Source organism: Segatella copri (assembly GCF_019249655.2).
In the GTDB taxonomy this organism is placed as follows: Bacteria; Bacteroidota; Bacteroidia; order Bacteroidales; family Bacteroidaceae; genus Prevotella.
This window is the reverse complement of the sequence record NZ_CP137557.1, coordinates 84,073-107,983: the sequence shown is the minus strand read 5'-3', so window position 1 is coordinate 107,983 and position 23,911 is coordinate 84,073. Positions and strand designations below refer to the sequence as shown.

The 23,911-nt window shown below is 46.1% G+C and carries 21 protein-coding genes; 8 read left to right on the top strand and 13 right to left on the bottom strand.

Going from position 1 to position 23,911, the window contains the following annotated elements; translation table 11 throughout:
• The first annotated feature begins 30 nt into the window (after nucleotides 1-30).
• The 3 genes from KUA49_RS00405 to KUA49_RS00395 are packed head-to-tail and all read left to right on the top strand — an operon-like array spanning nucleotide 31 to nucleotide 3,442.
• Nucleotides 31-1,014 carry an HlyD family secretion protein gene (locus KUA49_RS00405; RefSeq protein ID WP_203051720.1) on the top strand — a complete coding sequence of 328 codons (984 nt, stop codon included), beginning with the start codon at nucleotides 31-33 and terminating at the stop codon, nucleotides 1,012-1,014.
• Between the two features lie 5 nt (nucleotides 1,015-1,019).
• A complete protein-coding gene (locus tag KUA49_RS00400; protein WP_218413378.1) occupies nucleotides 1,020-2,183 on the top strand; it encodes an ABC transporter permease in 1,164 nt (387 codons plus the stop codon).
• Nucleotides 2,183-3,442, top strand: a complete 1,260-nt coding sequence (locus KUA49_RS00395; RefSeq protein ID WP_218413377.1) for an ABC transporter permease — start codon at nucleotides 2,183-2,185, stop codon at nucleotides 3,440-3,442. The genes KUA49_RS00400 and KUA49_RS00395 overlap by 1 nt, the downstream gene beginning before the upstream one ends.
• Before the next feature lie 209 nt (nucleotides 3,443-3,651).
• On the opposite strand, the gene KUA49_RS00390 is transcribed toward KUA49_RS00395, so the two are convergent.
• Nucleotides 3,652-4,752, bottom strand: coding sequence for an Mrp/NBP35 family ATP-binding protein (locus KUA49_RS00390; protein ID WP_117661265.1), 1,101 nt, complete (start codon nucleotides 4,750-4,752; stop codon nucleotides 3,652-3,654).
• A gap of 225 nt (nucleotides 4,753-4,977) precedes the next feature.
• On the opposite strand from KUA49_RS00390, the gene KUA49_RS00385 reads away from it, so the two are divergent.
• Nucleotides 4,978-7,107: a glycosyl hydrolase 115 family protein gene (locus tag KUA49_RS00385; RefSeq protein WP_218413376.1), complete on the top strand. Its 2,130-nt coding sequence runs from the start codon at nucleotides 4,978-4,980 to the stop codon at nucleotides 7,105-7,107.
• Between the two features lie 303 nt (nucleotides 7,108-7,410).
• On the opposite strand, the gene KUA49_RS00380 is transcribed toward KUA49_RS00385, so the two are convergent.
• Nucleotides 7,411-8,007, bottom strand: a complete 597-nt coding sequence (locus tag KUA49_RS00380) for a hypothetical protein (protein WP_218413375.1) — start codon at nucleotides 8,005-8,007, stop codon at nucleotides 7,411-7,413.
• Between the two features lie 308 nt (nucleotides 8,008-8,315).
• On the opposite strand from KUA49_RS00380, the gene KUA49_RS00375 reads away from it, so the two are divergent.
• Together KUA49_RS00375 and KUA49_RS00370 are read left to right on the top strand one after the other, a co-directional pair.
• Nucleotides 8,316-8,807 carry a hypothetical protein gene (locus tag KUA49_RS00375; RefSeq protein WP_218413374.1) on the top strand — a complete coding sequence of 164 codons (492 nt, stop codon included), beginning with the start codon at nucleotides 8,316-8,318 and terminating at the stop codon, nucleotides 8,805-8,807.
• Between the two features lie 16 nt (nucleotides 8,808-8,823).
• Complete coding sequence (locus KUA49_RS00370) at nucleotides 8,824-10,179, top strand: leucine-rich repeat protein (RefSeq protein WP_218413373.1); 1,356 nt, start codon at nucleotides 8,824-8,826, stop codon at nucleotides 10,177-10,179.
• 828 nt (nucleotides 10,180-11,007) lie between these two features.
• Here the strand turns inward: KUA49_RS00370 and KUA49_RS00365 are convergent.
• From KUA49_RS00365 to KUA49_RS00340, 6 genes are all read right to left on the bottom strand, one after another.
• On the bottom strand, nucleotides 11,008-12,390 hold the full coding sequence (locus KUA49_RS00365) for an outer membrane beta-barrel family protein (RefSeq protein ID WP_412178590.1): 1,383 nt from the start codon (nucleotides 12,388-12,390) through the stop codon (nucleotides 11,008-11,010).
• Nucleotides 12,391-12,552: 162 nt separating this feature from the next.
• A complete protein-coding gene (locus KUA49_RS00360; protein ID WP_318331647.1) occupies nucleotides 12,553-13,101 on the bottom strand; it encodes a hypothetical protein in 549 nt (182 codons plus the stop codon).
• A 180-nt stretch (nucleotides 13,102-13,281) separates the two neighbouring features.
• Entirely contained in the window at nucleotides 13,282-14,037 is a 756-nt protein-coding gene (locus tag KUA49_RS00355; RefSeq protein ID WP_218413383.1) for a hypothetical protein, read from the bottom strand.
• A 35-nt stretch (nucleotides 14,038-14,072) separates the two neighbouring features.
• Nucleotides 14,073-15,023: a relaxase/mobilization nuclease domain-containing protein gene (locus KUA49_RS00350; protein WP_318331646.1), complete on the bottom strand. Its 951-nt coding sequence runs from the start codon at nucleotides 15,021-15,023 to the stop codon at nucleotides 14,073-14,075.
• A complete protein-coding gene (locus KUA49_RS00345) occupies nucleotides 15,020-15,433 on the bottom strand; it encodes a plasmid mobilization protein (RefSeq protein ID WP_318331645.1) in 414 nt (137 codons plus the stop codon). The genes KUA49_RS00350 and KUA49_RS00345 overlap by 4 nt, the downstream gene beginning before the upstream one ends.
• 184 nt (nucleotides 15,434-15,617) lie before the next feature.
• Nucleotides 15,618-16,097, bottom strand: a complete 480-nt coding sequence (locus tag KUA49_RS00340) for a DUF3408 domain-containing protein (RefSeq protein WP_117988923.1) — start codon at nucleotides 16,095-16,097, stop codon at nucleotides 15,618-15,620.
• 397 nt (nucleotides 16,098-16,494) lie between these two features.
• On the opposite strand from KUA49_RS00340, the gene KUA49_RS00335 reads away from it, so the two are divergent.
• Together KUA49_RS00335 and KUA49_RS00330 are read left to right on the top strand one after the other, a co-directional pair.
• Complete coding sequence (locus KUA49_RS00335; protein ID WP_008628599.1) at nucleotides 16,495-16,806, top strand: helix-turn-helix domain-containing protein; 312 nt, start codon at nucleotides 16,495-16,497, stop codon at nucleotides 16,804-16,806.
• 82 nt (nucleotides 16,807-16,888) lie between these two features.
• On the top strand, nucleotides 16,889-17,197 hold the full coding sequence (locus KUA49_RS00330) for a helix-turn-helix domain-containing protein (protein WP_318331644.1): 309 nt from the start codon (nucleotides 16,889-16,891) through the stop codon (nucleotides 17,195-17,197).
• A gap of 232 nt (nucleotides 17,198-17,429) precedes the next feature.
• On the opposite strand, the gene KUA49_RS00325 is transcribed toward KUA49_RS00330, so the two are convergent.
• The 5 genes from KUA49_RS00325 to xseA form a co-directional block, all read right to left on the bottom strand.
• The gene (locus KUA49_RS00325; RefSeq protein ID WP_318331643.1) at nucleotides 17,430-18,626 is read right to left on the bottom strand and encodes a site-specific integrase; all 1,197 of its coding nucleotides are present in this window, start codon (nucleotides 18,624-18,626) and stop codon (nucleotides 17,430-17,432) included.
• A 63-nt stretch (nucleotides 18,627-18,689) separates the two neighbouring features.
• Complete coding sequence (locus KUA49_RS00320; RefSeq protein ID WP_318331642.1) at nucleotides 18,690-19,922, bottom strand: site-specific integrase; 1,233 nt, start codon at nucleotides 19,920-19,922, stop codon at nucleotides 18,690-18,692.
• Nucleotides 19,923-20,953: 1,031 nt separating this feature from the next.
• Complete coding sequence (locus KUA49_RS00315; protein ID WP_203041290.1) at nucleotides 20,954-21,970, bottom strand: branched-chain amino acid aminotransferase; 1,017 nt, start codon at nucleotides 21,968-21,970, stop codon at nucleotides 20,954-20,956.
• Nucleotides 21,971-22,144: 174 nt separating this feature from the next.
• Nucleotides 22,145-22,339, bottom strand: coding sequence for an exodeoxyribonuclease VII small subunit (gene xseB, locus KUA49_RS00310; protein WP_203041291.1), 195 nt, complete (start codon nucleotides 22,337-22,339; stop codon nucleotides 22,145-22,147).
• A gap of 172 nt (nucleotides 22,340-22,511) precedes the next feature.
• On the bottom strand, nucleotides 22,512-23,819 hold the full coding sequence (xseA, locus tag KUA49_RS00305) for an exodeoxyribonuclease VII large subunit (RefSeq protein WP_218413107.1): 1,308 nt from the start codon (nucleotides 23,817-23,819) through the stop codon (nucleotides 22,512-22,514).
• Between the last annotated feature and the right edge of the window lie 92 nt (nucleotides 23,820-23,911).

Here is a 23,911-nt window from a genome sequence, read left to right as displayed (position 1 = left end):
ATAAAAACATAAAATAAAAATCAGAAGAATATGTCTAAGAAATCACAGCATAACAACATATTGCTCGCCGTTATCGGATTTACGGCAGTAGTCATCCTCGTGGGTGTCATCGGTTTCTTCACTCTGGAACAGAAGGACGACACCATCCAGGGCGAAGTGGAAGTATCAGAATACAGAGTATCCTGCAAGCTGCCGGGTCGTGTAGTAGAGTTGAGAGTGAAAGAGGGCGACTACGTTCACGTGGGCGACACCCTCGCCATCCTCGAAGTTCCAGAGATGAAATCGCAGGAGCAGATGCTCCAGGCTACCAATGCCGCAGCCGAGGCAATGAAGGATTTGACTGATGCCGGTGCCCGCAAGGAACAGATTCAGGGAGCCTTCCAGCTGGTTCAGCAGGCAGAAGCAGCCGCTACCATCGCCAAGAAAACCTACGACCGCATGCAGAACCTCTACAACGAGGGCGTCATCAGCGGTCAGAAACGCGACGAGGCCTTCGCTGCCTACAAGGCTACAGAGGCGCAGGTGGCAGCAGCCAGAAGCCAGTATGAGATGGCGAAGAACGGAGCCCGTGAGCAGGAGAAGCGCATGGCTGCCAACAACACCCAGGCTTCGAAGAGCGCCGTGGATGTAGTGAAGAATCTCTTGAAGGAGACTGTCCAGGTGGCTCAGTGCGAGGGCGAGGTAAGCAACGTTTATCCTAAGGTAGGCGAGCTGGTAGGTCTCGGTTCCCCAATCATGAGCATCTCTATCATGAGCGATATGTGGGGCACCTTCAATGTGCGCGAAGACCATCTGCAGGGCTTGAACAAGGGCGATGAGTTCACCGCTTTCGTGCCAGCCTTCAACAAGGAAATCAAGATGAAAGTGTATTACCTGAAGGACCAGGGCTCTTACGCCACCTGGAAGGCCACCAAGGACAATGGCGATTACGACCGCAAGACCTTCGAGGTGAAGGCCCGTCCTATCACCAAGCTCGATGGTTTGCGCCCGGGAATGTCACTCATCATTAAATAACTTCTATGTTCAAGAGATTATATCATATAGCCCTCAGAGAATGCAGCATCATGTGGAAGAATCCCATCTATCTCTTCTGCATGGTCATCTTCCCCATCGTGGTGGTGATCTTCTTCACCTCACTGATGAAGGAAGGTGTGCCTACAGACATGCCTGTGGGCATCGTTGACCAGGACAACACGGCTACCTCCCGACAGCTGGTGCATAAGCTCGATGCCTTCCAGACCACCAAGGTGGTATCGCATTACGAAAACATCGCTGAGGCAAGACATGCTATACAGAAGAACGAAATCTATGCCTTCCTGGTCATTCCCGATGGTACGGAGGCAGGGCTGATGGCTTCCCGACAGCCAAAGATTTCCTTCTACTATAGCAGTGTGTCGCTGGCGGCAGGTTCCCTGCTCTTCCGAGATTTGAAGACCATCTCTACCCTGGGAGGCGCTGCGGCAGGAATGGCGAAGCTCTCGGCCCTGGGAAAGACGAATGATGAAATCATGACCTTCCTGCAACCCATCGCCGTGGATCTGCACATGATTGGCAATCCATACGCCAACTACAACTACTATCTCTCCACCGTGATGGTGCCGGGACTCATCATGCTCTTCATCTTCCTGCTTACACCTTATTCTATAGGAACGGAATTGAAGTTCAACCGTGCCAGAGACTGGATGCGCATGTCGGACAACAACCCTTATCTCGCCATCGCCGGCAAGATGCTGCCGCAGACACTCATCTTCCTGAGCATCTTCCTGCTCTTTGAGTTCTACATCTATTATGTGTTGGGATTCCCTCATCCGGGCGGAGCACTGCCCATCGTACTCCTGGGCGTGGTGAGCGTACTGGCTTGCCAGTGCTTCGGCATCTTTGCCTTCGGACTGATGCCTTCGCTCCGCATGTCGATGAGTATCTGTTCGCTGTGGGGCGTGGTGAGTTTCTCCATCTGCGGAGCCACCTATCCGCTCTTTGCCATGGATTCCCCTATCGAAGCCATCGGCCAGCTCTTCCCTATGCGTCACTACTACATGATTTACCAGATGAACATCTTCAATGGTTTCCCGATGAGCGATGCCGTGCTCCACTGGGGTGCGCTAGTGCTTTTCTGCGCCCTGCCTATCCTCACCGTCTGGAACATCAAGAAGGCAATGCTGGTATATAAATACTTACCGTAATGAAGAAAAGTAGTTTATTATATAAGATTATCAATGGCATCTGGGACATGTGCTTCATCTGGAAGACGGAGATGCGCAATGTGTTCCGCGACGAAGGTGTGCTCATCTTCTGCATCCTGGTGCCGCTGGGTTATCCGCTGCTCTACTCGTGGATTTACAACAACGAGGTGGTGAGAGAAGTGGATACGGCGATTGTGGACTTGAGCCACAGCCATAGCTCCCGAGAGTTTATCCGCGACTACGATGCCTCTCCCGATGCCAAGGCCACCTATTACTGCAACAGTCTCGACGAGGCGAAGCAGCTGGTGCAGAAGCAGGCGGTGCACGGAATCATCTATATTCCTGCCGACTTCGACACCCGATTGAACCGTGGCGAACAGGCACATGTGGGCGTTTATTGCGACATGAGTCTGATGCTTACCTACAAGGCGATTTACCAGACGGCACAGAATGTGGCAAGCAAGATAAACTCGGGCATTCAGATTTCGAAAGGTGGAGGATTCACGGATAGAGACGATGAGCTTACCGCCCATCCATTGGAATTCGATGAAGTGCCGATATTCAACACCACCGGCGGATACGGCAACGCCATCCTGCCAGGCGTGCTGGTGCTCATCCTGCAGCAAACCATGCTGCTGGGCATCGGAATGGCAGCAGGAACATCGAGAGAGCTCAACAGAAACCGCGAACTGATTCCGGTGAGCAAACATTATGGCGGCATTTTCCGCATCGTATTCGGCAAGGCTCTGGTTTATTTCATGGTCTATGCCGTATTGGGCATGTATCTTACGCTGGTAGTGCCGAAGATGTTCGGCTTCGTCAGCATGGTAACCTGGACCACCATCCTGGGCTTCCTCCTGCCATACATTCTATCCTGCGTATTCTTCGGACTGATGCTATCCTGCTTGGTAAGATACCGTGAGAATGTAATGCTTCTGGTGGTTTTCACCTCAGTACCATTGCTCTTTATGACGGGAATTTCGTGGCCACAGAGCAATATTCCAGCCTTCTGGCAAGGTTTTGCCTGGGTTTTCCCATCCACTTTCGGTATCAGAGGATTCCTCAGAATCAGCAGCATGGGAGCATCGCTAGCCGACATTCTCCCTGAATTCCGGGCATTGTGGATACAAACCGGCGTGTATTTCCTCGCCACCTGCCTGGTTTTCAGACTTCAGTTGCGCTCAGCAAGACTCAAGGCGAATCTGCCAGCAGAAGTAGCAGAAGAAGAGGATGAGGCAGAAGAAATTATTGATAGTTAAGAGTTTAGAATTAAAAGTTTATAGCAATCTTGCTAACGGCTAAGCCCTATAAACTATAAATTATAAACTATAAACTATAAAAAATGAGCTGTTAACTGTTAACCCTGTTAACCCCCTGAGATAAAAATAAAGCTAGGACTGCTTGCGGGCAATCCTAGCTTTATTATTTTATGACTCAAGTTTTATAACCTTGCCAAATAGGTTATTTACTACTTATGAGTACTTACAATCTTGGTTGGAGCCTTCTCGGCATTTCTGCGGTTCACCACGGTAACGATGCTCTGGGCAAGACTCAGGAAAGCCTGACCGGTGATGGAATCAACCTTGGTTGCAGCAGGCGCACCATCATCACCACCCTCGCAGATGCTCTGAACAATAGGAATCTGCGCAAGCAATGGCACGTTCATCTCCTTGGCGAGGTTCTTGCAACCCTCCTTACCGAAGATGTAATACTTGTTCTCTGGCAACTCGGCAGGCGTAAAATAAGCCATGTTCTCGATGAGACCCAGGATAGGCACATTCACCTTATCATTCTGATACATGTCAATACCCTTTCTCGCATCGGCAAGTGCCACCTGCTGAGGCGTACTAACAATCACCGCACCCGTGATGGCGAGCGTCTGGAGCAAAGTAAGATGAATATCGCTGGTCCCAGGAGGCGTATCGAGGATAAAGTAATCCAACTCACCCCAATCAGCATCCGCAATCAGCTGCTTCAGGGCAGAACAAGCCATACCGCCACGCCACAAGGTAGCCGTAGTAGGACTTACGAAGAAACCGATACTCAGCAGTTTCACACCATATTTCTCTACAGGTTCGATAAGGTCTCTGCCATCCTTGTGAACAGAATAAGGACGCTCCTCTTCTACGCCAAACATCTTAGGCATGGAAGGCCCGAAGATGTCCGTATCGAGCAAGCCCACCTTGTAGCCCAACTTGGCAAGTGCGATGGCGAGATTGGCAGAAACCGTACTCTTGCCAACTCCACCCTTGCCCGAACTTACGGCGATGACGTTCTTCACCTGAGGAAGCATTTTGCCCACCTCTGGACGAGGAGCCGACTTGAACTCAGTAACAATCTCCACCTCTACCTCCTTAGAGATATGATAATGGATGGCAGCCTCAGCCGCCTTCACGGTACTCTTAAGGAAAGGATCCGTATCACGAGGGAAAAGCAAAACCACCTTCACTTTCATACCGTTGATGCTAGGCGTATCCGCCAGCATCTCGCTCTCGATGAGGTTCTTCTTGGTGCCCGGATAAATCACCGTAGCAAGAGCCTCTTCTATCAATTTTGGATATAATGTCATAATTTTTAATTTTATCTTGTGCAAAAGTAACAATAAATAATGTAATAAGCAAATAAAAACTAAATTATTTCAGATATTAAACACTTTTATGTATCTTTGCAGAACTGCAAAATGTGAAGTTTCGCACTTAAAGACGAACATCGGTTCAAATATCGACGAACATCGGTTCAAAATATCGACGAACAACGTCATTTAATGAACAATCAACGTTTAAAAACGAAGAAAATGAATTATAAGAAGATTATAATATGCATCGCCTTGGGCTTGGCTGGATTCACTTCGAATCTTTCGGCAACCGAACCTGCCGCAGCCATCAAGAGCCACAAGGCCGTGGATGCTTCAGCACCCAATGTTTACTGGACAGATGCCAATGGCCAGGTAAGCTACAACATCAACGCCAAGACTGCCCCTGTGGTAAAAATCGCTCTCAACCTTTTCGAGAACGACATGAAGGCAGTAACCGGAAATGCTGCCCGCCAGAAAGCCGCCGCTCCTATCCAGATATTCCAGCTCGACCAGCTCAGCAACAAGGAGTTTTCAAGTCTGGAGAAACTCGGTGCGCCCGTTCAGAAAATCATCACCACCAAGGACGCCTACTTCATCGGAGTAAGAAAGAACAAGCTGATTGTGGTGGGAAGCAATGCCCGAGGCACCGCCTACGCCATCCTAGAACTCTCGAAGATGGCAGGAGTTTCACCTTGGAAGGACTGGTACGACCTGAAGCCTCAGCCACGCAAGAGCCTCTTCACCCCCGTAGACCAGCAATGGACAGGCATCCCGAGAATCGAATTCAGAGGTCTTGCGCTGAATGGCAGCAAGTGGATGAATCCGCAGAACTACAGCCGCATTGCCCGCCTGATGCTGCGCCTGAAATACAACACCCTCTGGCAGGTGGATGGCAAGCACGACGCCACCTACAACAAGGCAGTGGTAGACAGTTTCGACATCTGCATCGCCGACAACTACAAGGTAACGGAATGGACGGGCAAGAAGCACAAGAAGAAGCACAGAAAAACCATCGAGAACGTGAAGATGGTTTGCGATAACGCCGAAATGCCTATCGAGAATGTGGCTCCGGGCCTGGTACTCGATATGCTCAACAACAGGGATTATCTGGAAACCAAATCAGAACGCCACGAGAAATCCCACCGCCACGAGGCTCATAACGACGAGGACTGTGCCTGGATAGCCAACGTAACCAATCCCAAGAAGGCACCCTTGCAGCTTGCCATGATGTCGGATCTTGCCTGGAACAAACATGCGCTCAAGGCGGGCATCAGAAACTATCTGCAATCGTGGCTCAACCAGCTTTTCGGAAGCATTGCCGGCAAGAAGATCCAGCCGCTCATGGAGGAGTACTACCGACTCACCAGCATCCGCCAGCCAGCCTACATGGCCATGCCATACGGCGACACCAAGTTCCATTCGGGCGAGTTCGGCAACGAGCTGGAGCGTTTCCTCTACAACTATGATTTATTGAAGACGAAGACGGTGAACATCGAGAAGACCCTGCCAGCCAACCAGCGCGACGGTTTCTTCGAGATCGTGAAATACCCTATCTTCTCGGCTGCCCTCATCGCCGAAAAGGAGCTGGAGGCACAGGAGGCAAGAGACATCGCACGTCCGGGGCTGTTCCCCAATGACGATGAAGCCAAGGCTGCCGCTGCCGTGAGCCTCAGCGCCTACAACACCCTGAAGCAGCTCAACGCCTATTATATGAAGTTGGGCAAGGGCAAATGGAGCAACTTCATCAGCATCAATGGTGCCGAGATGCAAGCCCCACAATTGCCGGGAACCCTTACTGCCAACGAAATCAAGCAACTGAAGGGGGAAGCCTTCGACAGAGATCAGGACCTTCAGCCGCTGGTAAACTTTACCAAGCCGATCATCGCCAAGAACGCATACGACTATACGAGTTATACGAAAGCCCCAGTCCTGAAGGGTCAGACTGCACAGGATATAGAGCTGAAGCCTTTATTGGGTCACAGCAACAAAGCCGTGAAGTTGCCTAAGGGAGCGAGTCTGCGCTATAGATTTGCAAGCAGTCAGTTGGGCGATGCCCGCTTCACGCTGGCCGTGATTCCGGGTTATCTGTCGAATACGAAGGATATGCGAGTGAGTGTGAGCATCGACAATGCCGAACCGGTAGTTTGCCAGATGATGGAGGATACCCGAAGCAAGGACGGCAAGTTTGGCATCTGGCGAGGTCAGGTGCTGAAGAGTTTCTACGTCACCCTGCTCGACGGTTATCACACCATAGATATCAAGGCATTGGATGACAATGTGATTATCGACCAATGGGCATTGGATTTCGACGTAGATAGAGAATACTATGTATTCCCTGTGTTGAAATAAGATGGGTTCCTGTGGTGAAATAAGATGGGTTTCTGTGGTGAAATAAGGAAAACGTTAACAAAACTAACTCGCTCTAAATTGGACTTTGATTGAAAATCAAGAAGTTGGGCGTTTGCCTATATTATATAGGTAACAATATGGAAACGAGCGGACTTCTGCTCGTTTCTGTATTTTGCAATATGCAAAGAACGCCTCAATTCGGGGACAAAGATACGATATTTTTCTTAATATCCCATAATTTGCAAGAAGAGAAACATAGAAATTAGGACTTTTTTACATAAAATCTTCTGTTCAGATATGTTCCTATTCATTTATATTATCCCCCTCACTGACATAAGAAAGAACCAAACGGCGAACCACGGCATGAATGTCTTCATTAGGGAACTTCTGGCGATATTTCTCCGTAAGGTCTTCGCAGAAATACATCTTGCTATCAACCATAGAAGAAGGAATATTTTGATGCATAAACACATCGTATGTTGCAACAGGCTTGCCATCCTTTGTGGCGACAGGCAAAATATCCATCTTATACCAACCATGTGCAGATGCGGCAGGGAACAATCTATAATTGTCCTTACGCTCCACTTCACCAGCGATGCGCAGTATATATCCGTCAGCAGACTTATCGTCCTCAGGATTCACCGCATATAGCATAAATAAAGGAGCAAGATTCGAGTATCTTTTTATTATAAACTGATATTTTTTGCTTCCTCCAAAAGGAGGGTTTGCCTTCAAATCCTGCTCTATATCCTCACGAATTTGCGGCGCATCCACCACAAACTCTACTTCGCCAGTATAATTGACGACAGTTTTCGATGACTGTGGATTTGGCTGAATAACTTCACCATTGTCATTGCTGTTGTCACACGCACAAAAAGCCAAGACTACCAACAGTAGCAAGACTGATTTTTTTACAAAAACACGCTAAAATCTGCCGAATAGCTTAAAATGAGCGATTTATAACGGTTTCACCTCAATGGAGGTAATGATTTAGCAACATTCCTAATTTCTGCAATCTGCGTACAGTTGCTGTCAAACAACTCTCCTTGGCTGCAAAAATACAAAAAAGAAGGAATTTACATGCCAAGATTGTTATAAAAAACATTAAAAGCAACAACAAATATTTGCAAATCTTTTATTTATTCACATTTTTGCATTATATTTGTGGCGAAAAGAAATTAATAGATAAACTCATATAGGATAAAACAATGAAGAAATTATTGGGTATCATATTATTGACAGTATTGGTTGTATTTAGTTCATGCAACTCTAATACAGATGCTTTTCTTACGGAAACATCACCACAACTATTTGGTGTATGTCAAGTAAGCACAGGCAATGTTGTGCAACATAAGGATTCTATAGCCTTTACTGATTTAGATATTGCATGGTTCAATCCTAAAACACGAGAAATCAAATTTAAGGAATATGATAAAATAAAATCTATTCCAATCTATGCATCAATAAGTGTAAAAAGTTCATCTGAAACACTGTTCATTATAGCAGCTAATATCAATCCTGTTGTGAATCGTTCATATGATGATTTGGTCTTATTCTGTGACAAGGATGGCAAATACTATCTCAACGATAATTATCCGAATTATTGGAATTTAGAAAAGACAAAACAAAATGCAGATAAGCGTTCTGAAGGTTGGAATAAATTTATCAATCTTCTCAGAAAAGAAGGGCGTATCAAATAATTAAAAAATGAACAATATGAAGAAATATCCATTGTATATTATAGCATTATTATCATGCATTCTGTTTCTATCGTGTGATAAGACAAAACATGAAGATACTTGGTGGTTTGACAACGAAACTGAGAATCTTTTTACAAACGGTTTGTTTGTCAATTATGAGTCAACATGTCGGGTTATAACTATTGGCTGTAACTCAGACAGTTGGATTGCGACGGTGAATAATAATGACAACCAGAACAATAGTTGGATTACTATCAATAAAGAAGAAGGGAATGATGGTATTAGCTATTGTTCTATTAAAATTTCAGAGAACAAAGGATGGAACGAAAGGTGCGCATATGTCAAATTTGCTAATGGTAATGACATCAGACTCCTAACAATAAAACAGGAGGCAGAGAAACGTGTATATATTCCGTATAAACTTGTGCAGATAACACGTGAAGGTGGAATGGTTGAAGTATCTTTTGAAGCAAATGTCAATTGTGAATGTAGTATAAGTAGAATAGGTTGGAATCCTTCTTGGATTGAAATGGTTTCTCACGAAAAAGACGGACAAACGAATAAAATCGTTCTTAAAGTTGATGAAAATTTATCTTTGGGTAGACAGGCCATCCTCGATATTTCTATAGCAGAAATAGGAACTACCGAGCATATTACTTTGCAACAAGAGCCCCGTTTGTTTAATGAAAATGAAAATATAAATATATATAGAGAGGGTACACTTGGGACTCTTCTGGGTTCTGATATTGCAAACTGTCGTAATATAAGAACATTAACATTATCTGGAAGGTTAAATGTGAGTGATATGATTTGTCTATATAGATTGACTAATGGACCGAACAGTTCCATAAAGAATCTTAATATGTTCTCGTGCAATACAGATGCATCTGGAAATACAATACTTGATGAGATGTTTAGTAATTCAAATATAGAAAGGGTAAATTTACCAGGAGACTTGAAATGCATTCCATACAAAGCGTTCTATCGTTGTACATCTTTAGATAGTATAAACGTAGAAGCAAATATTAAGAAAATAGACATACTGGCATTTGCGGGTTGCTCCAGTTTAAAAAGCATATCTTTTGATAGTTACTGTCAATTGGCTGAGATTGGAATGGGGGCTTTTAATACTAAATCGGTAATAGAAGATTTAGTTCTTCCTACTTTCAATGTAAAAATGCCTCCAAGTGCATTATATGGATGCACTATAAAACGGTTGCACCTTACAGAAGAGGTTCCTCCTATATTAGTAGGTGAAGGTAAGGGCTTGCAGAATACAATTCTTTATGTTCCTGCAGAGAGTGTCGAATTATACAAAAAGGCCAAATTTTGGAGGGATTTTAAGGAAATCTGTCCACAACAGACCTATTAATACGATTTCTATTAAGGTTTCCAAAGACGAAGAGCAAATGTTTAGTTCGATTTATAAGATGTAAATGGATTTAATGTAAGAAGGTATTTTTTTGCTACAATAGGTGTGTTCTGAGACAGGATGATATCCGGTATTGGCTATATTTGATAGATTTCAATCGTAGCTGTTAAAGAGATGGTGGCAGACCCATCGCATTCGGCATGCAGGTGCTGATAGCAAACCACTTTGTGCTGCTCTGATGGAAACAGATGGGTAGTGAACGACAATTGAAAGTCTTCCGTAAGGTTGGCAAGGTATGCGTCAAGGAGATGAACACAAGTGAACCATTGATGAAGCATCGTTAGCAAAATTTAGCAAGTCACATCAAAACAGTAACTACTCAGCACCCCTATGGGCATGAGTAGTTACATCTATAGGGGGTGCTGAGTAGTTACAAATAGAACCACCACCGTTAAAAATGCTTATTAGGGCGCTTTTGCGAGGTAATGATTTGAAAGCGTTTCTATTTCTCCAATCTGCGTTTTTTCGCTTTTTTAGGCGTTATTTTATAGTAAAATATTCAAGTTTCGCAAGTTCAGAAGTTAAAGGAGTTATCACTCCCTACGGTCGTTCGGGAAGTTAAGAGACAATAGTCTTCTAGCTTAAACATAGGACATTTGTCCCTTAACTTCCCTCTAACTTCCCTAACTTCCCCACATGCGAAACTTCAGTTAAATGACAAACATACAGGAACAAGACTATTCTCTGTGGAAATGCTACATTAAGACAAAGAATACTACCTTTTTGTTTTTATCAGTATTTTATCAGTATTTTATCTGCCTTTGCGTCTTAATGTCCCATTCTTGATGTATCTACAGCCTTTACGTTCTTCTCCTTGTAGCCACCAAACTTATAGATAACTGCAAAGGTGACAGACGCCCAGTTGTAGTTTATCTTCATACGGTAGTCTTGGTTGCCTTGTACTGAACGGGTGTCGAACCGGTTGTTGAAGATGTTGCTGCCATTTAGGCGCACGCCCCATTTACCGTCATGCGACGACCATTGCAGCTTGGCATCCATCCTGAAGACAGGACTTATGTCGTAAACACCTTGTATGGCCTTAGTCTGATAGAAAGGATTCAGAATGAGACGCAAGTCCTGTGTGCTGCTTAGTTTTACGGATGCTGTACCTCCAAGTATTACAGAGAGTTTCTTGCGATTGAATGGCAAGTCGAAGAAATTACTGCTCTTGTCGTGCTTGTAGGTTCCTACAGCAAACACATTGCCATTGAGCCATTTGCCTGCATTGAATATGACTGACGCCTGCAATCCATAACTATTGGAATAGTCGAAGTTGGTTTCCTTCATTATCACAGCCATGCGTTCTGTGGTCTGATATGGCAACTGTACGAAATAGTCGGGCTTCAGACTTGCAAAAGCCATCAGCGTATAACGTCGCTTTATCTGCCACATCAGGTTGACGTTATAATAAGAGAAGGGTTTCAAGTCGGGATTGCCATGTATCTCTGAGTATGTTGAAGAATAGAAAACGTTACTCATGGTCGACCAATAACTCGGGAACTCCGAATTGGAGCTGAATGATAGATTGAGCAAATGGTTGTCGTTGACGTTCCACAAAGCATTGAGCGTAGGATACACGCGCCATTTATCCCATATCGGAGAGTGGTATTGCTCGGCAGCAACAGATGCCTCTACACTAATTGCCTTGTTTATCTGCTTGCTGAAACCAGCATATATGTTCCATATCCGCTCATTGTTGTCCACGCTACTTGTCCCATTGGGCTGGATGGTTCCATCCTTATCTATTGTGGTCTGATAACTTTTGTTGCTTGTGAATTGCCCTTTCACACCATACGACAATCCCCAGCCGTGTGCCAACGAATGGGTTTGGTCGGCCGTGAACATCCATTTGTTGATGGTCTGCTCACTGCCGCTTGTCAGGTTGCGTTCTGTTTCCAGCATGCTTTCATCCGTATGCATCGTGCCGTCGAGGGCTTGTTGCTGAGGCGTGCGATAGTAGGTGTACGAACCGTTAAGGGTGAGTCCGAAAGGAAGCGAATAGTTAACATCTACATTGTGCAGATACTCATGACTGTCATGATGCATTCCGCTAATGCTCGATCCTGTGGTGTTGCTGTTTGAACACCTCTTGTCCCAGTGTCCTGTATAGGCAACGTCGAGACGATGGTTCTTACTGAAAGCATAATTCATCCCCAGTCTGTAGTTGTGTGTAATGCCAAACGACTTCTGCCCGGTTTCATCATTATAATACACACGATTGTTGCCAAGTGGATGATTGGCTATGCGTGAAGATTCACCGTATGAATTGCCGTTTACATATTTATATTGTGCGTCAAGTCCAAACTTGCCTCTTTACAAGGAAAGATATAAATCGCCAAAACCTTTGGCGTATTTGCTTTGCTTCATGCCGCCAATGACCTGCCCCGAAAGCTGATTGGTACCAGCATAGTCTTTCGTAACGATGTTGATAGCCATACCACGCACATGATAGCGAGCAGGGGCAGACAGCATCACCTCGGCTTTTGCCAACTGTGCGGCAGGCATTGCCTTCAGACGCTCTGTCAGTTGTTCCTGCGTCAATGTGGTGGCTTGTCCGTTGACAATCAGCGTCACCTCATTGCCCGAAAAAGATATGCTGCCAGTAGCATCGCTGATGCCTGGTATGCGTGTCAATGCCTCGTAAGCGTTGTCGGCAGGCAACTGCTTCAATAGCAACGGCATATTGTACGATAGCATACCCCGCTCTGCCTTGACAATAGGGCGCGAACCTTTTACCATTACTTCTGGAAGGTTGTGCATCATATTCTCCATTGTGAGCGAATCTGTATGCGTCAGAGTTTGAGCTTTCACGTTGGCAACAGAAAGCAGAAATAATCCTAAAAGAAATATCTTGTTGACCATATTTTATCTTTTTAATTGCACCAAAACGAAAGCAAACTGCAATTATTTGCCTCATTTTGTATTCCGATTGCAAAGGTATAAATACTTTTTGAAACAACATAATTTTAGGAGGATATTTAAATCACATTAAACAATGTTATACGTGCTTACACTTTGCATAATAATACAAAAATAACGTTTTCATTTACTTTTCTTACTGTTTATCTGCATTTTTATCCTATTTGATTCATCAATAAGTTGTCTTGCTATACTATCTTTATATGATGCTACCTCAACCATTTTATGGTGTTGATAGACAGAATCTTCATAAACATCAACTCTGGTTCTGAGCTTGTATATCACATCTTCATCTCGTTGCACATTGAAATGCTTTTCGATGTAGCGAATATTCGGGTCATCAGATGGAAGAACCATTTTCAATGCCCTATACTTCAAATCTGCCTCCTCCCAATCTTGGTGCTCTCGCCATTGGGTGAGATTGCCCCAAATGGAAATGACAAGAGATAGAGCCAAGCCACCTATGAAAAGAAGAATATTCTTTGAGGTTGGCTCGAAGCGATGGGTTACAACCTTCTTTTGAGGTGATTTGTTCATCACTTCAAGTTTATCTTGCAATGCTTTTAAGGAAACATCATTCTCTTGTCTCATCTGCTTGACAGCATCAACCAAGAGCTTGCTTCGCTGCTCATTTTTGCCGAGTTCAGCCTTGATAAGGTCAACAAAAACAACAATGGCATCTCTTAATTTGGATATTTTACCTCTGACTTCCTCTTCCTTGCCAAACATAGCAATGATTGATTTCTCCAACTTGGTTGTGTCATTACTTGCAGGAACGGTTTCCGCTCCTGCGTACTTTGGTGAAGCAGAAAGTTCATCGACTTTCTGCTCCAATCTCTCAACTGTGCCGTAGATGGCTTCCAATAGTTCTTCTTTCATCTTTCTTTTGTTGTTTGAATGGTTTGTAACTTGCATCAAAGGCTAAAGCCTCTTCTGCGTTTCTTCTTTTTCTTCTTGGATGATTCATCCTCTGGGAATTGCTCAAAGGTCTGAGCATTGGCTGGAGCAAAAAGTCCAATGGAAGAAATACCATTCCATGGGTTTTGGCTGCTCTCCGACATGAATGACAACAGTTCGTCCTTGAAACTACCTTGCTCATATTGTTGAGTAGAAATGGCTCTTGCTGATACATGGTTCTCCGTTCCCTCAAATCTTGCATTCAGTTTGCCAAAGCTATAGTCTCGGCTAATCTGCGTACCCTTGAAGCTATATCCATCCTTACAGAAACGGATGCCTTGAACCTTTGTTCGCTCCTTATCCTTATAGACAAACTCTAAGTGAACACCTCGCTTTGCAAGTTCACTTTTGAACTCGTCCCAACTATCTGCCATTCTCAATGCGCTCTTTACAGCATTGTGAATCTCGTATTTGGCACGCTCAGCATTGTGTAACTTGCGAGTATTAGTATTGCTCTTGTCCGTTCCGTAGGTCAGTTCATACTTGGATTTTAGAGCCTTGGTCACTTGCTCATTACGCCTGTAATCATTCCTGTCTGATATGAGTTTGCCCTCGTTATTGATGCGGTTATACACGATATGACAATGTGGATTGTCCGTATTGTGATGCCTTACGATGATGAATTGGGTATCGGTGATGCCCATCATCTGCATGTATTCAATGGCTATCTTAGCCATGAACTCATCCGTCAAGCGTGGCTTGTCCTCGGGCTTGAAGCTCAAAGCTATATGTCCCACCGGCTTCTTAATCCTTGGATTTAGTTGCCTTTGCAGCTCAAAGCTTTGCGCCATTTCGGTATTCGTGCCGAGTAACACTCCATCGGATGCAAGAATTTTCGCCTCGTCCTTGTCTGTCACGTAGCGGACGCAACCACCAAAGGATGCACCTTTCTTTAGCTTGCCTATCATGTGGCATCCTCCTTTCTGCCTATTCCGCATGGCTTAGATTTTGGACTTGCTTGGCGATACTCGCCAAGGATTTCTTTCAATCTTCTCAACAAGTCCACCACATATACATGGGTTTCATGGAAACCTCTCTGATGCGACAGCTTGGTAAGTTGGTTGAGGTTGTTCGCCATGCCAATGAGTTTCTTGGCGATGGCTACCGTCTCTGCATTGTGTCCGCTGACCACCTCGCCGTTCAAGGCGGACTCACGGATGTACTCCGCCAACTTGCGGTTGGCTTTTCTCGCCCTCAGTTTCAATGCCTCGTAGCTTGGCTTCGAGAACTTCACCGTAACAGACTTCGACAGCTTGCGAACCCTGCCTGTGGGCGGTCTTCCGCCCTTTCTCTTGTCTTGTTCCTGTACGTTTGTCATTCGATACACTGTTTATAGTTGGTACACTCACTTTCTGCGACCGTTGGGAGCAAAAAATCTCCGCCCTCATGGTGGAGCGAGGCGTTTTGGGGTTCCCAAAACATAACCTCGCTCCCTCTCAGAACACGTTAGTTGGAACTACAGCCTTTCAGCTATCCACGTCCAAGGTCGCAAACCTTAATTCTCACAATTTGCGCCAAGCCTCGAAGTCCTCTTCATAAAGGCTTAGGTGGTGGCGCACGATGTTCTCGATGATGCCCGATACGCTCATGCGTCTCCCTCCGAGGATGCGGACGACACGATCAAGACGGTCTCGCACATCGGAACTGACAAAGACTGGCTTGCGGTCGTCAATCCTTGGAACTTGGAGGAATGTCTGCTGATACTCCTCCAATGTCGCCTTGCGCTGCTTGCCACTGATGCGCTTCTGCGGATTCGGTGGCGATTGAGCCTCGTTCGTTAGCTCGTCCTCCATACAGGAGGTTGTTGCAGCCACATTCTCTGTCACAACTTCTAAATCGGAGTTCTCCACCTCTTCAAAGAAAGAGCTATGTTCTTGGGCATAGTCTTTACCATAAGTGGATGATTGAAGCGAAGCCACCACCTCCTGTGTCATTTTCTCCTGCTGTTCAGGAGACATTTTCGTTTCTTTTGTTCTTGCCATAGCTTATGCTGTTTTATTTGTTAGTATAGTGGTCACGGTTTGCACCATTGACCGATTGTCGGGTGCAAAGTAAGTGTACTGAGTGCAGCCATGCAACTGATTGGGTGTAACGTGGCAATTTAGTTGTGGCTTGCTTATTTGCATACCGAGATAGTTGTGAGAACTTCAACGTATTTCTCAACTCATCATAGTTCATGTATTCGTTGCAGTCGTGCAAGTTTTTCTTGTTGTTTTTGGCGTTGAAGTCGGCAAACCCCGGCAACATACTGCCACAGAAATTGAAAACGCTTGTTTTTAGATTGCCGTGCCTTATCTTTGCACTCACAAGCGTGGAGCACAGCATATGCGTGGAGCTTTGCGACATACAACATAGTATTAACTTAGAAAAAAGAAAAGTATGGGATTCATCGTATTCGAGGAAGAGGCATTCAACTATCTTGATGCCCAGTTGGAGAACTTCGTGAAGCGCATGGACAGAATCCGTGAGCGCAGTGAGGACAAGACCATGAACAAGTGGCTCGACACGCAGGACGTGTGTCAGACGCTCAACATCTGCCCACGGACAGTGCAGACGCTTCGGGACAACGGAACTTTGGCTTATACGCAAATCAGCCACAAGACCTACTACAAGCCGGAGGACGTGATGGCTATCGTAGCAGTAGTGGAGGACAGGAAAAAGGACATGCGCTTTCGCAAGCGCACAGGTTAGGCTGTCAATATACAACAGCCACTTTATCCAATGCAGCAAGTAAACCGAGTAACGTAAGTATCAACAATAAAACGAGACAACTATGAGCAATGAAGTAATGACAAGAAACAGCGAGTGGATGAACCACATCGTGAACCACCTCAACCGAATGGTTGACAATTTTGAACGTGCCGTGATGAACTACCGCCCCATGCTTGACGGTGAGCGCTTCATGACGGACAAGGAGCTTTGTGCCAGGCTGCAACTGAGCCGAAGAGCCCTGCAGGACTACCGAAACAACGGTGTCATCCCGTATATCCAGCTTGGCGGAAAGATTCTCTACCGCGAGTCCGACATTCAGAAGATTCTGATGGCTAACTATCGTGAGGCGTACCGAATGAAAGGTGTGTAGGAGAATGTCCTTGATGAGTGTGTGAAATGAACAAGGCGACAACGTATAGCTTACCGAGCGTGGTTGTTATAGGTTGTCGCCTCGTTTTATTGGCTATACCGAGTTGGTCGTGTTTGCCGGGTATCATTTGTGTTACCTGTATAAATCTAATACCATGCTAAAACACACTGCGGTGGTTCGCCCAAGTGGCTGGAGGCGCAAAGCCTCCAAGGAACGTTGCTTTATGGCAGGTCTATGCCATTGGATTTTTGTTCCTTTCTCGCTTGGCAATAAGCTTATCCATGTCATTTGAAATCTTCTGCTCCGTCACCTGCGCATAGACCTGTGTGCTTGTAATGTCTGCGTGTCCCATCATCTTGGCTATGCTGCCGATGGGAATATCCTCGTTGAGCATCAAGACTCCGAATGTATGGCGGCTGGCGTGGAATCCCAACTTATTGCTTATGCCAAGCACCATTCCAAGGGTATGCACATCAAGATAGATGTCTTTCTTCTCACCCAGTGGAAAAACAGGCTTGCTGTCGTCCGTGGTATTGTAGAGCGAAAGAATCTTCTCGGCTATCGGATGGAGTGGCACGAAGAACTCCACGCCTGTCTTCTCTCTTTCCTTGCGGATGAACTTCCTACCCTCGGAGTTCTCACTGATATGGTGAGGGTACAGTTTCTTTACATTTATATAGGATAAGGAGGTGAGCGAGGCAAAAATGAAACATCTGCGTGCAAGCTCCGTTCGCTCGTCAGCCATCGGGGTAGAGAGCATCTTGATGAAGTCTGCCTTGCTGATATGGGTCATCTTCGGGGCTGCCTTCTTCTCATACCCTATCTTGGCTATGGGATTGAAGCGGATAATACTCCTGTCCACTGCCTTGTACATCAACATGTTCAGCCAGAGAAGGCAATGGTTCACGTAGCTGTCGATACGTCCCTGGTCTCGTTTCAGGAATAGCTTGTATTCCTCCCCGAAATTCTCGTCTATGTCCTCAAAGGCGATGTCGTCCTTATCCAACGAATGGACAAAGGCTCTCAGGTTCTTCTGCCATGTCCGCTTGTGCAGAAAGGTTTGTCTGGCTTTTGAGGTTCGATACCATTCCACGATGGTATCACCAAAGTTCAGCAAGAACCTTCCTGTCGTGTCCTTGTCCTTCAACACAGCCTTCAGCATTTCCACGGTGATGATGCCGTTGGTGGTAAGAAATGAGTTGTATTTATCCTTGACCCCAGCAAGGAAACTTGCCAATCGTCCGTTGTCCCTTGCGTTCCGTACCTCTCCCTTCTTGGCGTTCCACTCCTGTGGGGTACAGGATATGCCTGTGGAAATGGCTGCACTTTTGCCGTCAACGGTGATGCGGCAAAGTATGTTGGCTGTTCCGTCTGCCTTCACCTTCTGTCTGTTGATGTAAGGCAAAATTGAAAATGTACTTCTGCTCATAGTTGTTGTCCTTATAATATAATAATGTAGTTGAATTGTAAAAAGAAAAGTTGAAAGCCCTGTTCATAATGCGAGAATAAAGTCCTTCTCGGTTGCAGCGATGAACTTGTCCATGTCCTCAAACAGCTTCTTTTGGGTTACTCTCGCATACCGCTGCGTCATCTTCACATCCTTGTGACCGAGCATCCTGCAGATGGTCTCCATCGGCACACCAGCCTCCAGCGTAATGAGGCTAGCGAACGAGTGTCGTCCCGAATGGTAGGAATAGGTCTTGCTCGTTTCCGCCAACTTGCAGATGGTGATGAGGTCGATACGAACACGATTCGTGCTCAGCAATGGGAAAAGGGTATCTCTTGCCCCGTCCTCGTATTTCGCCATCAGCTCCAACGCCTCGGGCAGGAGTTTCACCCTGGCAAGTGTTCCAGTCTTCTTGCGGTTATAGATGAGCCATTTGTCACCATCCTCCAACACCTTGACATTGGCTTTCGTGATGGAAACGGTGTCTATGAAGGCTGTTCCTGCATAGCAGGCGAAAAGAAACAGGTCACGGCTAACGGATAGTCTCGGCTTGTCTTCGGGCAGTTCCACATCACGGATTTTTATGAAATCAGACATGCTGAGAGCCTTGGGTGTCATAACCCTTGGAGTGCCAACCCGATAATGGGCGAACAGCAGGTTCTTGCACAAGCCTCGCTCAAAGGCGATGCGGCACATCTTCTTGAAGAGCGACACATAGATGGTGATGGTTCCTGATGAAAAGTCTTTCTCGTCAAGCAAGTAATGGTGAAAGTCACTGATGAAAGGCTCGGTCAGCTGTCCGAAAGCCAAATCAGTCAACCTATACTTCTCCCCGATGAACTCAGCGAGATTCTTGCGAATCTTTCTGTAAGTCCAGACACTGCTCTTCGACATATCGATGCCCTCATGGGTACTGAGTTCACTGATATGCTCGTCCACGAAGGAGAGAAGGGTGGTCTGTGTCTTGACGCTGCCCTGCAAGGCCTCCTTGACATCCTTAGCCTCGAAGTCCGTTCTCTTTTCCACAAGCACATCGAATGCCTTTTGGATGGAAAGCAACAACTGCTCGATGTCCTTGTTGGTTTCCACGGCTTCCTTGCTCTTGCCCTCCAATCGGCTGGCACGAGGATTCCAAAGCGATGGAGTGCAAGACAACTTGCAGGAGAACTGCGCCATAGTCCTGTTCACCGTGATGCGTCCCATGATGGGAGCTTTTCCATTCTTGTCCATTCCGCTCTTTTTTAGGTAGAGCAACACCTTGAATTTTTCGATTTTCATAACGCTTACATTTTGAGTGTGCAAATATAATCATTTTGTAAGCGTTCATTGATACGCAAAGCATTGAGAATCAGTGCAATAAAATCCGTTGATGCACAAAGTTGCCTTTCCGCATTGTTACCTGCTTTGCATAGGTAACTGTGGCTCACTATTTAGTAACTGAACTACTTCAATATTCCTCACTCGCTTGCTTTATGCCGATTTGGCAACTTTGTGCAAATCTACTCATTCCCAACTGTTTACGTTCCAACCTCTCTTATTCTCCTTTGGCTGCTTTAGAGCTTTATGTTAATAGACCTAACTCATAGCTTTTTCCTTAGAAACTCATAGTTTTCTGCAGGCTTAAACTATCTTTCTGGTCTTCTATGATGCCTCTCCTTGGTCTTCAATGATGACCAGGGGGAGGCATCTTTTATTAGACAGCTGAAGTTTCGCAAGTAGCATTCTACCGTCCCCGAAGGGGGCGAATGTGAATAACCGCGGGTGGAATGACCGAAGGGAATGGAACCTGCGGATAGTCACAGATACTCTCTTATCGTCCCCGAAGGGGGCGAACAGGAGCAAGACTGGATGTGGTTCGCCCCCTTTGGGGACGCTTTCTCCCTACTATTAGTTTGTCCGCAGGTTCCATGACCTTCGGTCATTCCACCAGCGGTTATTGAAAGTTGGCCCCCTTCGGGGACCGGAGGTTACTTGCGAAACTTGAATTAGACAGAATTGACAGTTGACAGTTGACAGGGTTAACAGGGTTAACAGTTAACAGCCCAAAAATGCATGGGTACCCCTCCCCTTACTATAAAAGAAGTATATATATATTATAATATAATAATGTACGCGAGGGGGACCCTTGAAAAATCAGCTGTTAACTGTTAACCCTGTTAACCCTAATGCTGGATAAGAGAAGAGAGAAAGAGGAAGAGAGAAGCAAAGAAAGAGGATAAAAGAAGAGAGAATTGAAAATAAAAAAAAGCACTCCAAGAAGCGGAAACTCCTCAAAGTGCTCTGATCTAAAAATTATCTCTTATTGGTTTTTACTCAATAACTACGGTTGTCCAACCGTGCTTGTCCTCGATGGTACCATACTGGATTCCACGGAGGGTATCATACAGATGCTTAGAGATAGGACCAGGCTTCTCACCGAAGTTGTAGCGCTTGCCTGTATCCAAATCGTCGATGTAGCTGATAGGACTGATTACGGCAGCCGTACCGCATGCACCAGCCTCCTCGAAAGTATCCAGCTCATCCTCAGGAATCTGACGGCGCTCTACCTTCATGCCCAAATCCTCAGCCAACTGCATCAAGCTCTTGTTGGTGATAGATGGGAGGATAGATGTACTCTTAGGAGTAACGTATGTATTGTTCTTGATACCGAAGAAGTTGGCAGCACCACACTCATCCATGTATTTCTTCTCCTTGGCGTCGAGATAGAACTCGCAGGCGTAACCCTTTTCGTGAGCGATAGAGTTGGCTCTGAGGGAAGCAGCGTAGTTACCACCCACCTTATAAATACCTGTTCCGAGAGGAGCAGAGCGGTCGAAATCACGAATGATGACGTATGGGTTGGTAGAGAATCCACCCTTGAAGTATGGGCCCACTGGGGTTACGAAAATCAGGAAGCAGTACTCCTTAGAAGGGTGTACACCCACCTGAGGACTTGTACCGATGAGCAAAGGACGGATATAGAGTGTAGCACCGCTCTCGTAGGTAGGAATCCACTCCTGGTTCAGGCGGACCACCTTCTTGACCATCTCCTCAAACAGTTCTGTTGGCACCTCTGGCATCAGGATACCACGGCATGTGCTCTGCAAGCGGGCAGCGTTCTCGTCCATACGGAACACGCGCACCTTACCGTCTGGACAACGGTAAGCCTTCAGGCCTTCGAAAGCCTCCTGTCCATAGTGCAGGCAGGTGGCAGCCATGTGCAATTTCAAATACTCATCAGAGCAAACTTCTATTTCGCCCCATTTGCCGTCGCGATAGTAACAACGAACATTGTAGTCAGTCTGGCGATAGCCAAATGACAAATTAGACCAATCTAAGTCTTTCATAACATCCTATTTTTAAAATGTTCTACTAATATTTATCTGCAAAAGTACAAAATATTCTACTAATCTGCAACTATTTTGCGATAAATCTAATAAAAACGTTATCATTTTATGGGTTTACACCATTTTCGGGCATGATTTTGCCATTTTTATGCCTGAATATAGCATTTTGTAGAATCAATCTTCGCTGAGCAGCTTCTTGATTTCCTCATCAGTCTTGGTGAGTTTATCCTTGCAGAGTTTCACCAGGACCTTGGCACGTTTCAACTGTTCGGAGAGCTGGTCGATGTCGAGTTCATCGTTTTCCATTCTTTCTACGATTTGCTCAAGCTCTCTTACGGCTTGCTCGTATTTCATTTCTTCTTTTGCCATAGTTTCATTTTGTTTTGGAGTTAACAGTTAACAGTTAACAGTGGATATTTTAAAGCTTTTGCCCTTACAGGGCGACAGGATTGCGGCCTTTATTACCCAGGGCGCTGCCCTGGGCTAGGAGCTTCTGCCCTTTCAGGGCGTGTGGGTGAGATACTTGCGAAAGTTCAGTTAACTATAAATTATTCATTACTTCTGCCTTCACGCTGCCTTCGGCGAATTTCGTTTCGATAATATCCCCGGATTTCAGCTGCGAGGCGGAGCGGACGCTCTTGCCATCTTTCAGCGTGATGCTGTAGCCACGTTTCAGCAGCAGGGCGGGGTCTTGCGACTGGATGCGCTGCTGGAGGAGCTGGAGACGATGGCTTTCGTTGAGCATCTTCCTTTCCAATACCGGCTGAATGTTCTGGGAGATGATTTCGAACTTGCGCTGGGCATTTGCAACCTTGGATTGCAGATTCGTGGTGAGACGATTCATCAGACGGTCGAGATAGGCTCCCTGACGAGTCTTTACCAGCGAGAACTGAACGGGGATAGTGGTGCTCAATCTCTCCAGCCTCATCTTCTCTACCTGCAGGCGGTGCTTCACGTTCTGTACGATGGCTTCCTGCGCATTCATCACACGGGCATAGACCTCAGTGAGATGGTTGATAAGGAAGGCGGCTGCGGCAGTCGGCGTCTTCACACGCTGGAAGGAAATCATATCCAATACGCTTTCGTCTCTTTCGTGCCCGATGCCCGTGATGATAGGCAGCGGGAAGTTGGCCACATTCTCGGCAAGTGCCAGGGTGTCGAAGCCCGAAAGGTCGCTGGTAGCACCTCCTCCTCGGATGATGACCACGCAATCGTATTCCTCCCATTCGGCATTGATGCTATCCAGGGCAGCGATGACGCTCTGCTCCACTCCCTCCCCCTGCATCGTGGCAGGAAAGAGACGGGTGGTGAACTGCAAACCGTAGTCGTTATCGGCAAGCTGATTGCAGAAATCGCCATATCCGGCGGCAGTGGCACTCGAAATCACGGCGATGCGCTGGCAGAACATTGGGAGCACCAGTTCCTTCTGGAGGTCGAAGACGCCTTCTGCCTTCAGCGTATTGATGATTTCCAATCTCTTGCGTGCCATATCGCCCATCGTATAGTTGGGGTCGATATCGTCCACTATCCAGGAGAAGCCATAGTTTTCATGAAATTGGGCGTGCACCTTGAGCAGCACCTTCATGCCGGCATGAATGCGCTGTCCGGTGATGCGCTCGAAATTCGGCTTGATGAGCATCCAGCGGTTTCGCCAGCAGTTGGCATGAGCCTTGGCTACCGGCGTATTGGAACGCTCATCTTTCTGGATGAGTTCCAGATAGCAGTGCCCGCCGTAACCCTCGCGAGCCTCGGAGAGTTCCGCTTCCACCCAATAGCTGTCGGGCAAGGACATCGAAATGATTTCGCTGACTATCGAGTTTAATTCATAGAGAGATAATCTTTGCTTCATACTCTTTTATTTTTGGCACTGAATTATTTTTTGTTGGCACGGGATTTTGTTGGCACGGGATTTTTTAGGCACGGATTACACGGATTACACGG

What these genes read in the sequence shown, in the direction of transcription:
- KUA49_RS00405 (WP_203051720.1), top strand. Translation starts at nt 31, where the DNA reads ATGTCTAAGAAATCACAGCATAACAACATATTGCTCGCCGTTATCGGA.
- KUA49_RS00400 (WP_218413378.1), top strand. Translation starts at nt 1,020, where the DNA reads ATGTTCAAGAGATTATATCATATAGCCCTCAGAGAATGCAGCATCATG.
- KUA49_RS00395 (WP_218413377.1), top strand. Translation starts at nt 2,183, where the DNA reads ATGAAGAAAAGTAGTTTATTATATAAGATTATCAATGGCATCTGGGAC.
- KUA49_RS00390 (WP_117661265.1), bottom strand. Translation starts at nt 4,752, where the DNA reads ATGACATTATATCCAAAATTGATAGAAGAGGCTCTTGCTACGGTGATT.
- KUA49_RS00385 (WP_218413376.1), top strand. Translation starts at nt 4,978, where the DNA reads ATGAATTATAAGAAGATTATAATATGCATCGCCTTGGGCTTGGCTGGA.
- KUA49_RS00375 (WP_218413374.1), top strand. Translation starts at nt 8,316, where the DNA reads ATGAAGAAATTATTGGGTATCATATTATTGACAGTATTGGTTGTATTT.
- KUA49_RS00370 (WP_218413373.1), top strand. Translation starts at nt 8,824, where the DNA reads ATGAAGAAATATCCATTGTATATTATAGCATTATTATCATGCATTCTG.
- KUA49_RS00365 (WP_412178590.1), bottom strand. Translation starts at nt 12,390, where the DNA reads ATGAATTATGCTTTCAGTAAGAACCATCGTCTCGACGTTGCCTATACA.
- KUA49_RS00360 (WP_318331647.1), bottom strand. Translation starts at nt 13,101, where the DNA reads ATGGTCAACAAGATATTTCTTTTAGGATTATTTCTGCTTTCTGTTGCC.
- KUA49_RS00355 (WP_218413383.1), bottom strand. Translation starts at nt 14,037, where the DNA reads ATGAAAGAAGAACTATTGGAAGCCATCTACGGCACAGTTGAGAGATTG.
- KUA49_RS00350 (WP_318331646.1), bottom strand. Translation starts at nt 15,023, where the DNA reads ATGATAGGCAAGCTAAAGAAAGGTGCATCCTTTGGTGGTTGCGTCCGC.
- KUA49_RS00345 (WP_318331645.1), bottom strand. Translation starts at nt 15,433, where the DNA reads ATGACAAACGTACAGGAACAAGACAAGAGAAAGGGCGGAAGACCGCCC.
- KUA49_RS00340 (WP_117988923.1), bottom strand. Translation starts at nt 16,097, where the DNA reads ATGGCAAGAACAAAAGAAACGAAAATGTCTCCTGAACAGCAGGAGAAA.
- KUA49_RS00335 (WP_008628599.1), top strand. Translation starts at nt 16,495, where the DNA reads ATGGGATTCATCGTATTCGAGGAAGAGGCATTCAACTATCTTGATGCC.
- KUA49_RS00330 (WP_318331644.1), top strand. Translation starts at nt 16,889, where the DNA reads ATGAGCAATGAAGTAATGACAAGAAACAGCGAGTGGATGAACCACATC.
- KUA49_RS00325 (WP_318331643.1), bottom strand. Translation starts at nt 18,626, where the DNA reads ATGAGCAGAAGTACATTTTCAATTTTGCCTTACATCAACAGACAGAAG.
- KUA49_RS00320 (WP_318331642.1), bottom strand. Translation starts at nt 19,922, where the DNA reads ATGAAAATCGAAAAATTCAAGGTGTTGCTCTACCTAAAAAAGAGCGGA.
- KUA49_RS00315 (WP_203041290.1), bottom strand. Translation starts at nt 21,970, where the DNA reads ATGAAAGACTTAGATTGGTCTAATTTGTCATTTGGCTATCGCCAGACT.
- xseB (WP_203041291.1), bottom strand. Translation starts at nt 22,339, where the DNA reads ATGGCAAAAGAAGAAATGAAATACGAGCAAGCCGTAAGAGAGCTTGAG.
- xseA (WP_218413107.1), bottom strand. Translation starts at nt 23,819, where the DNA reads ATGAAGCAAAGATTATCTCTCTATGAATTAAACTCGATAGTCAGCGAA.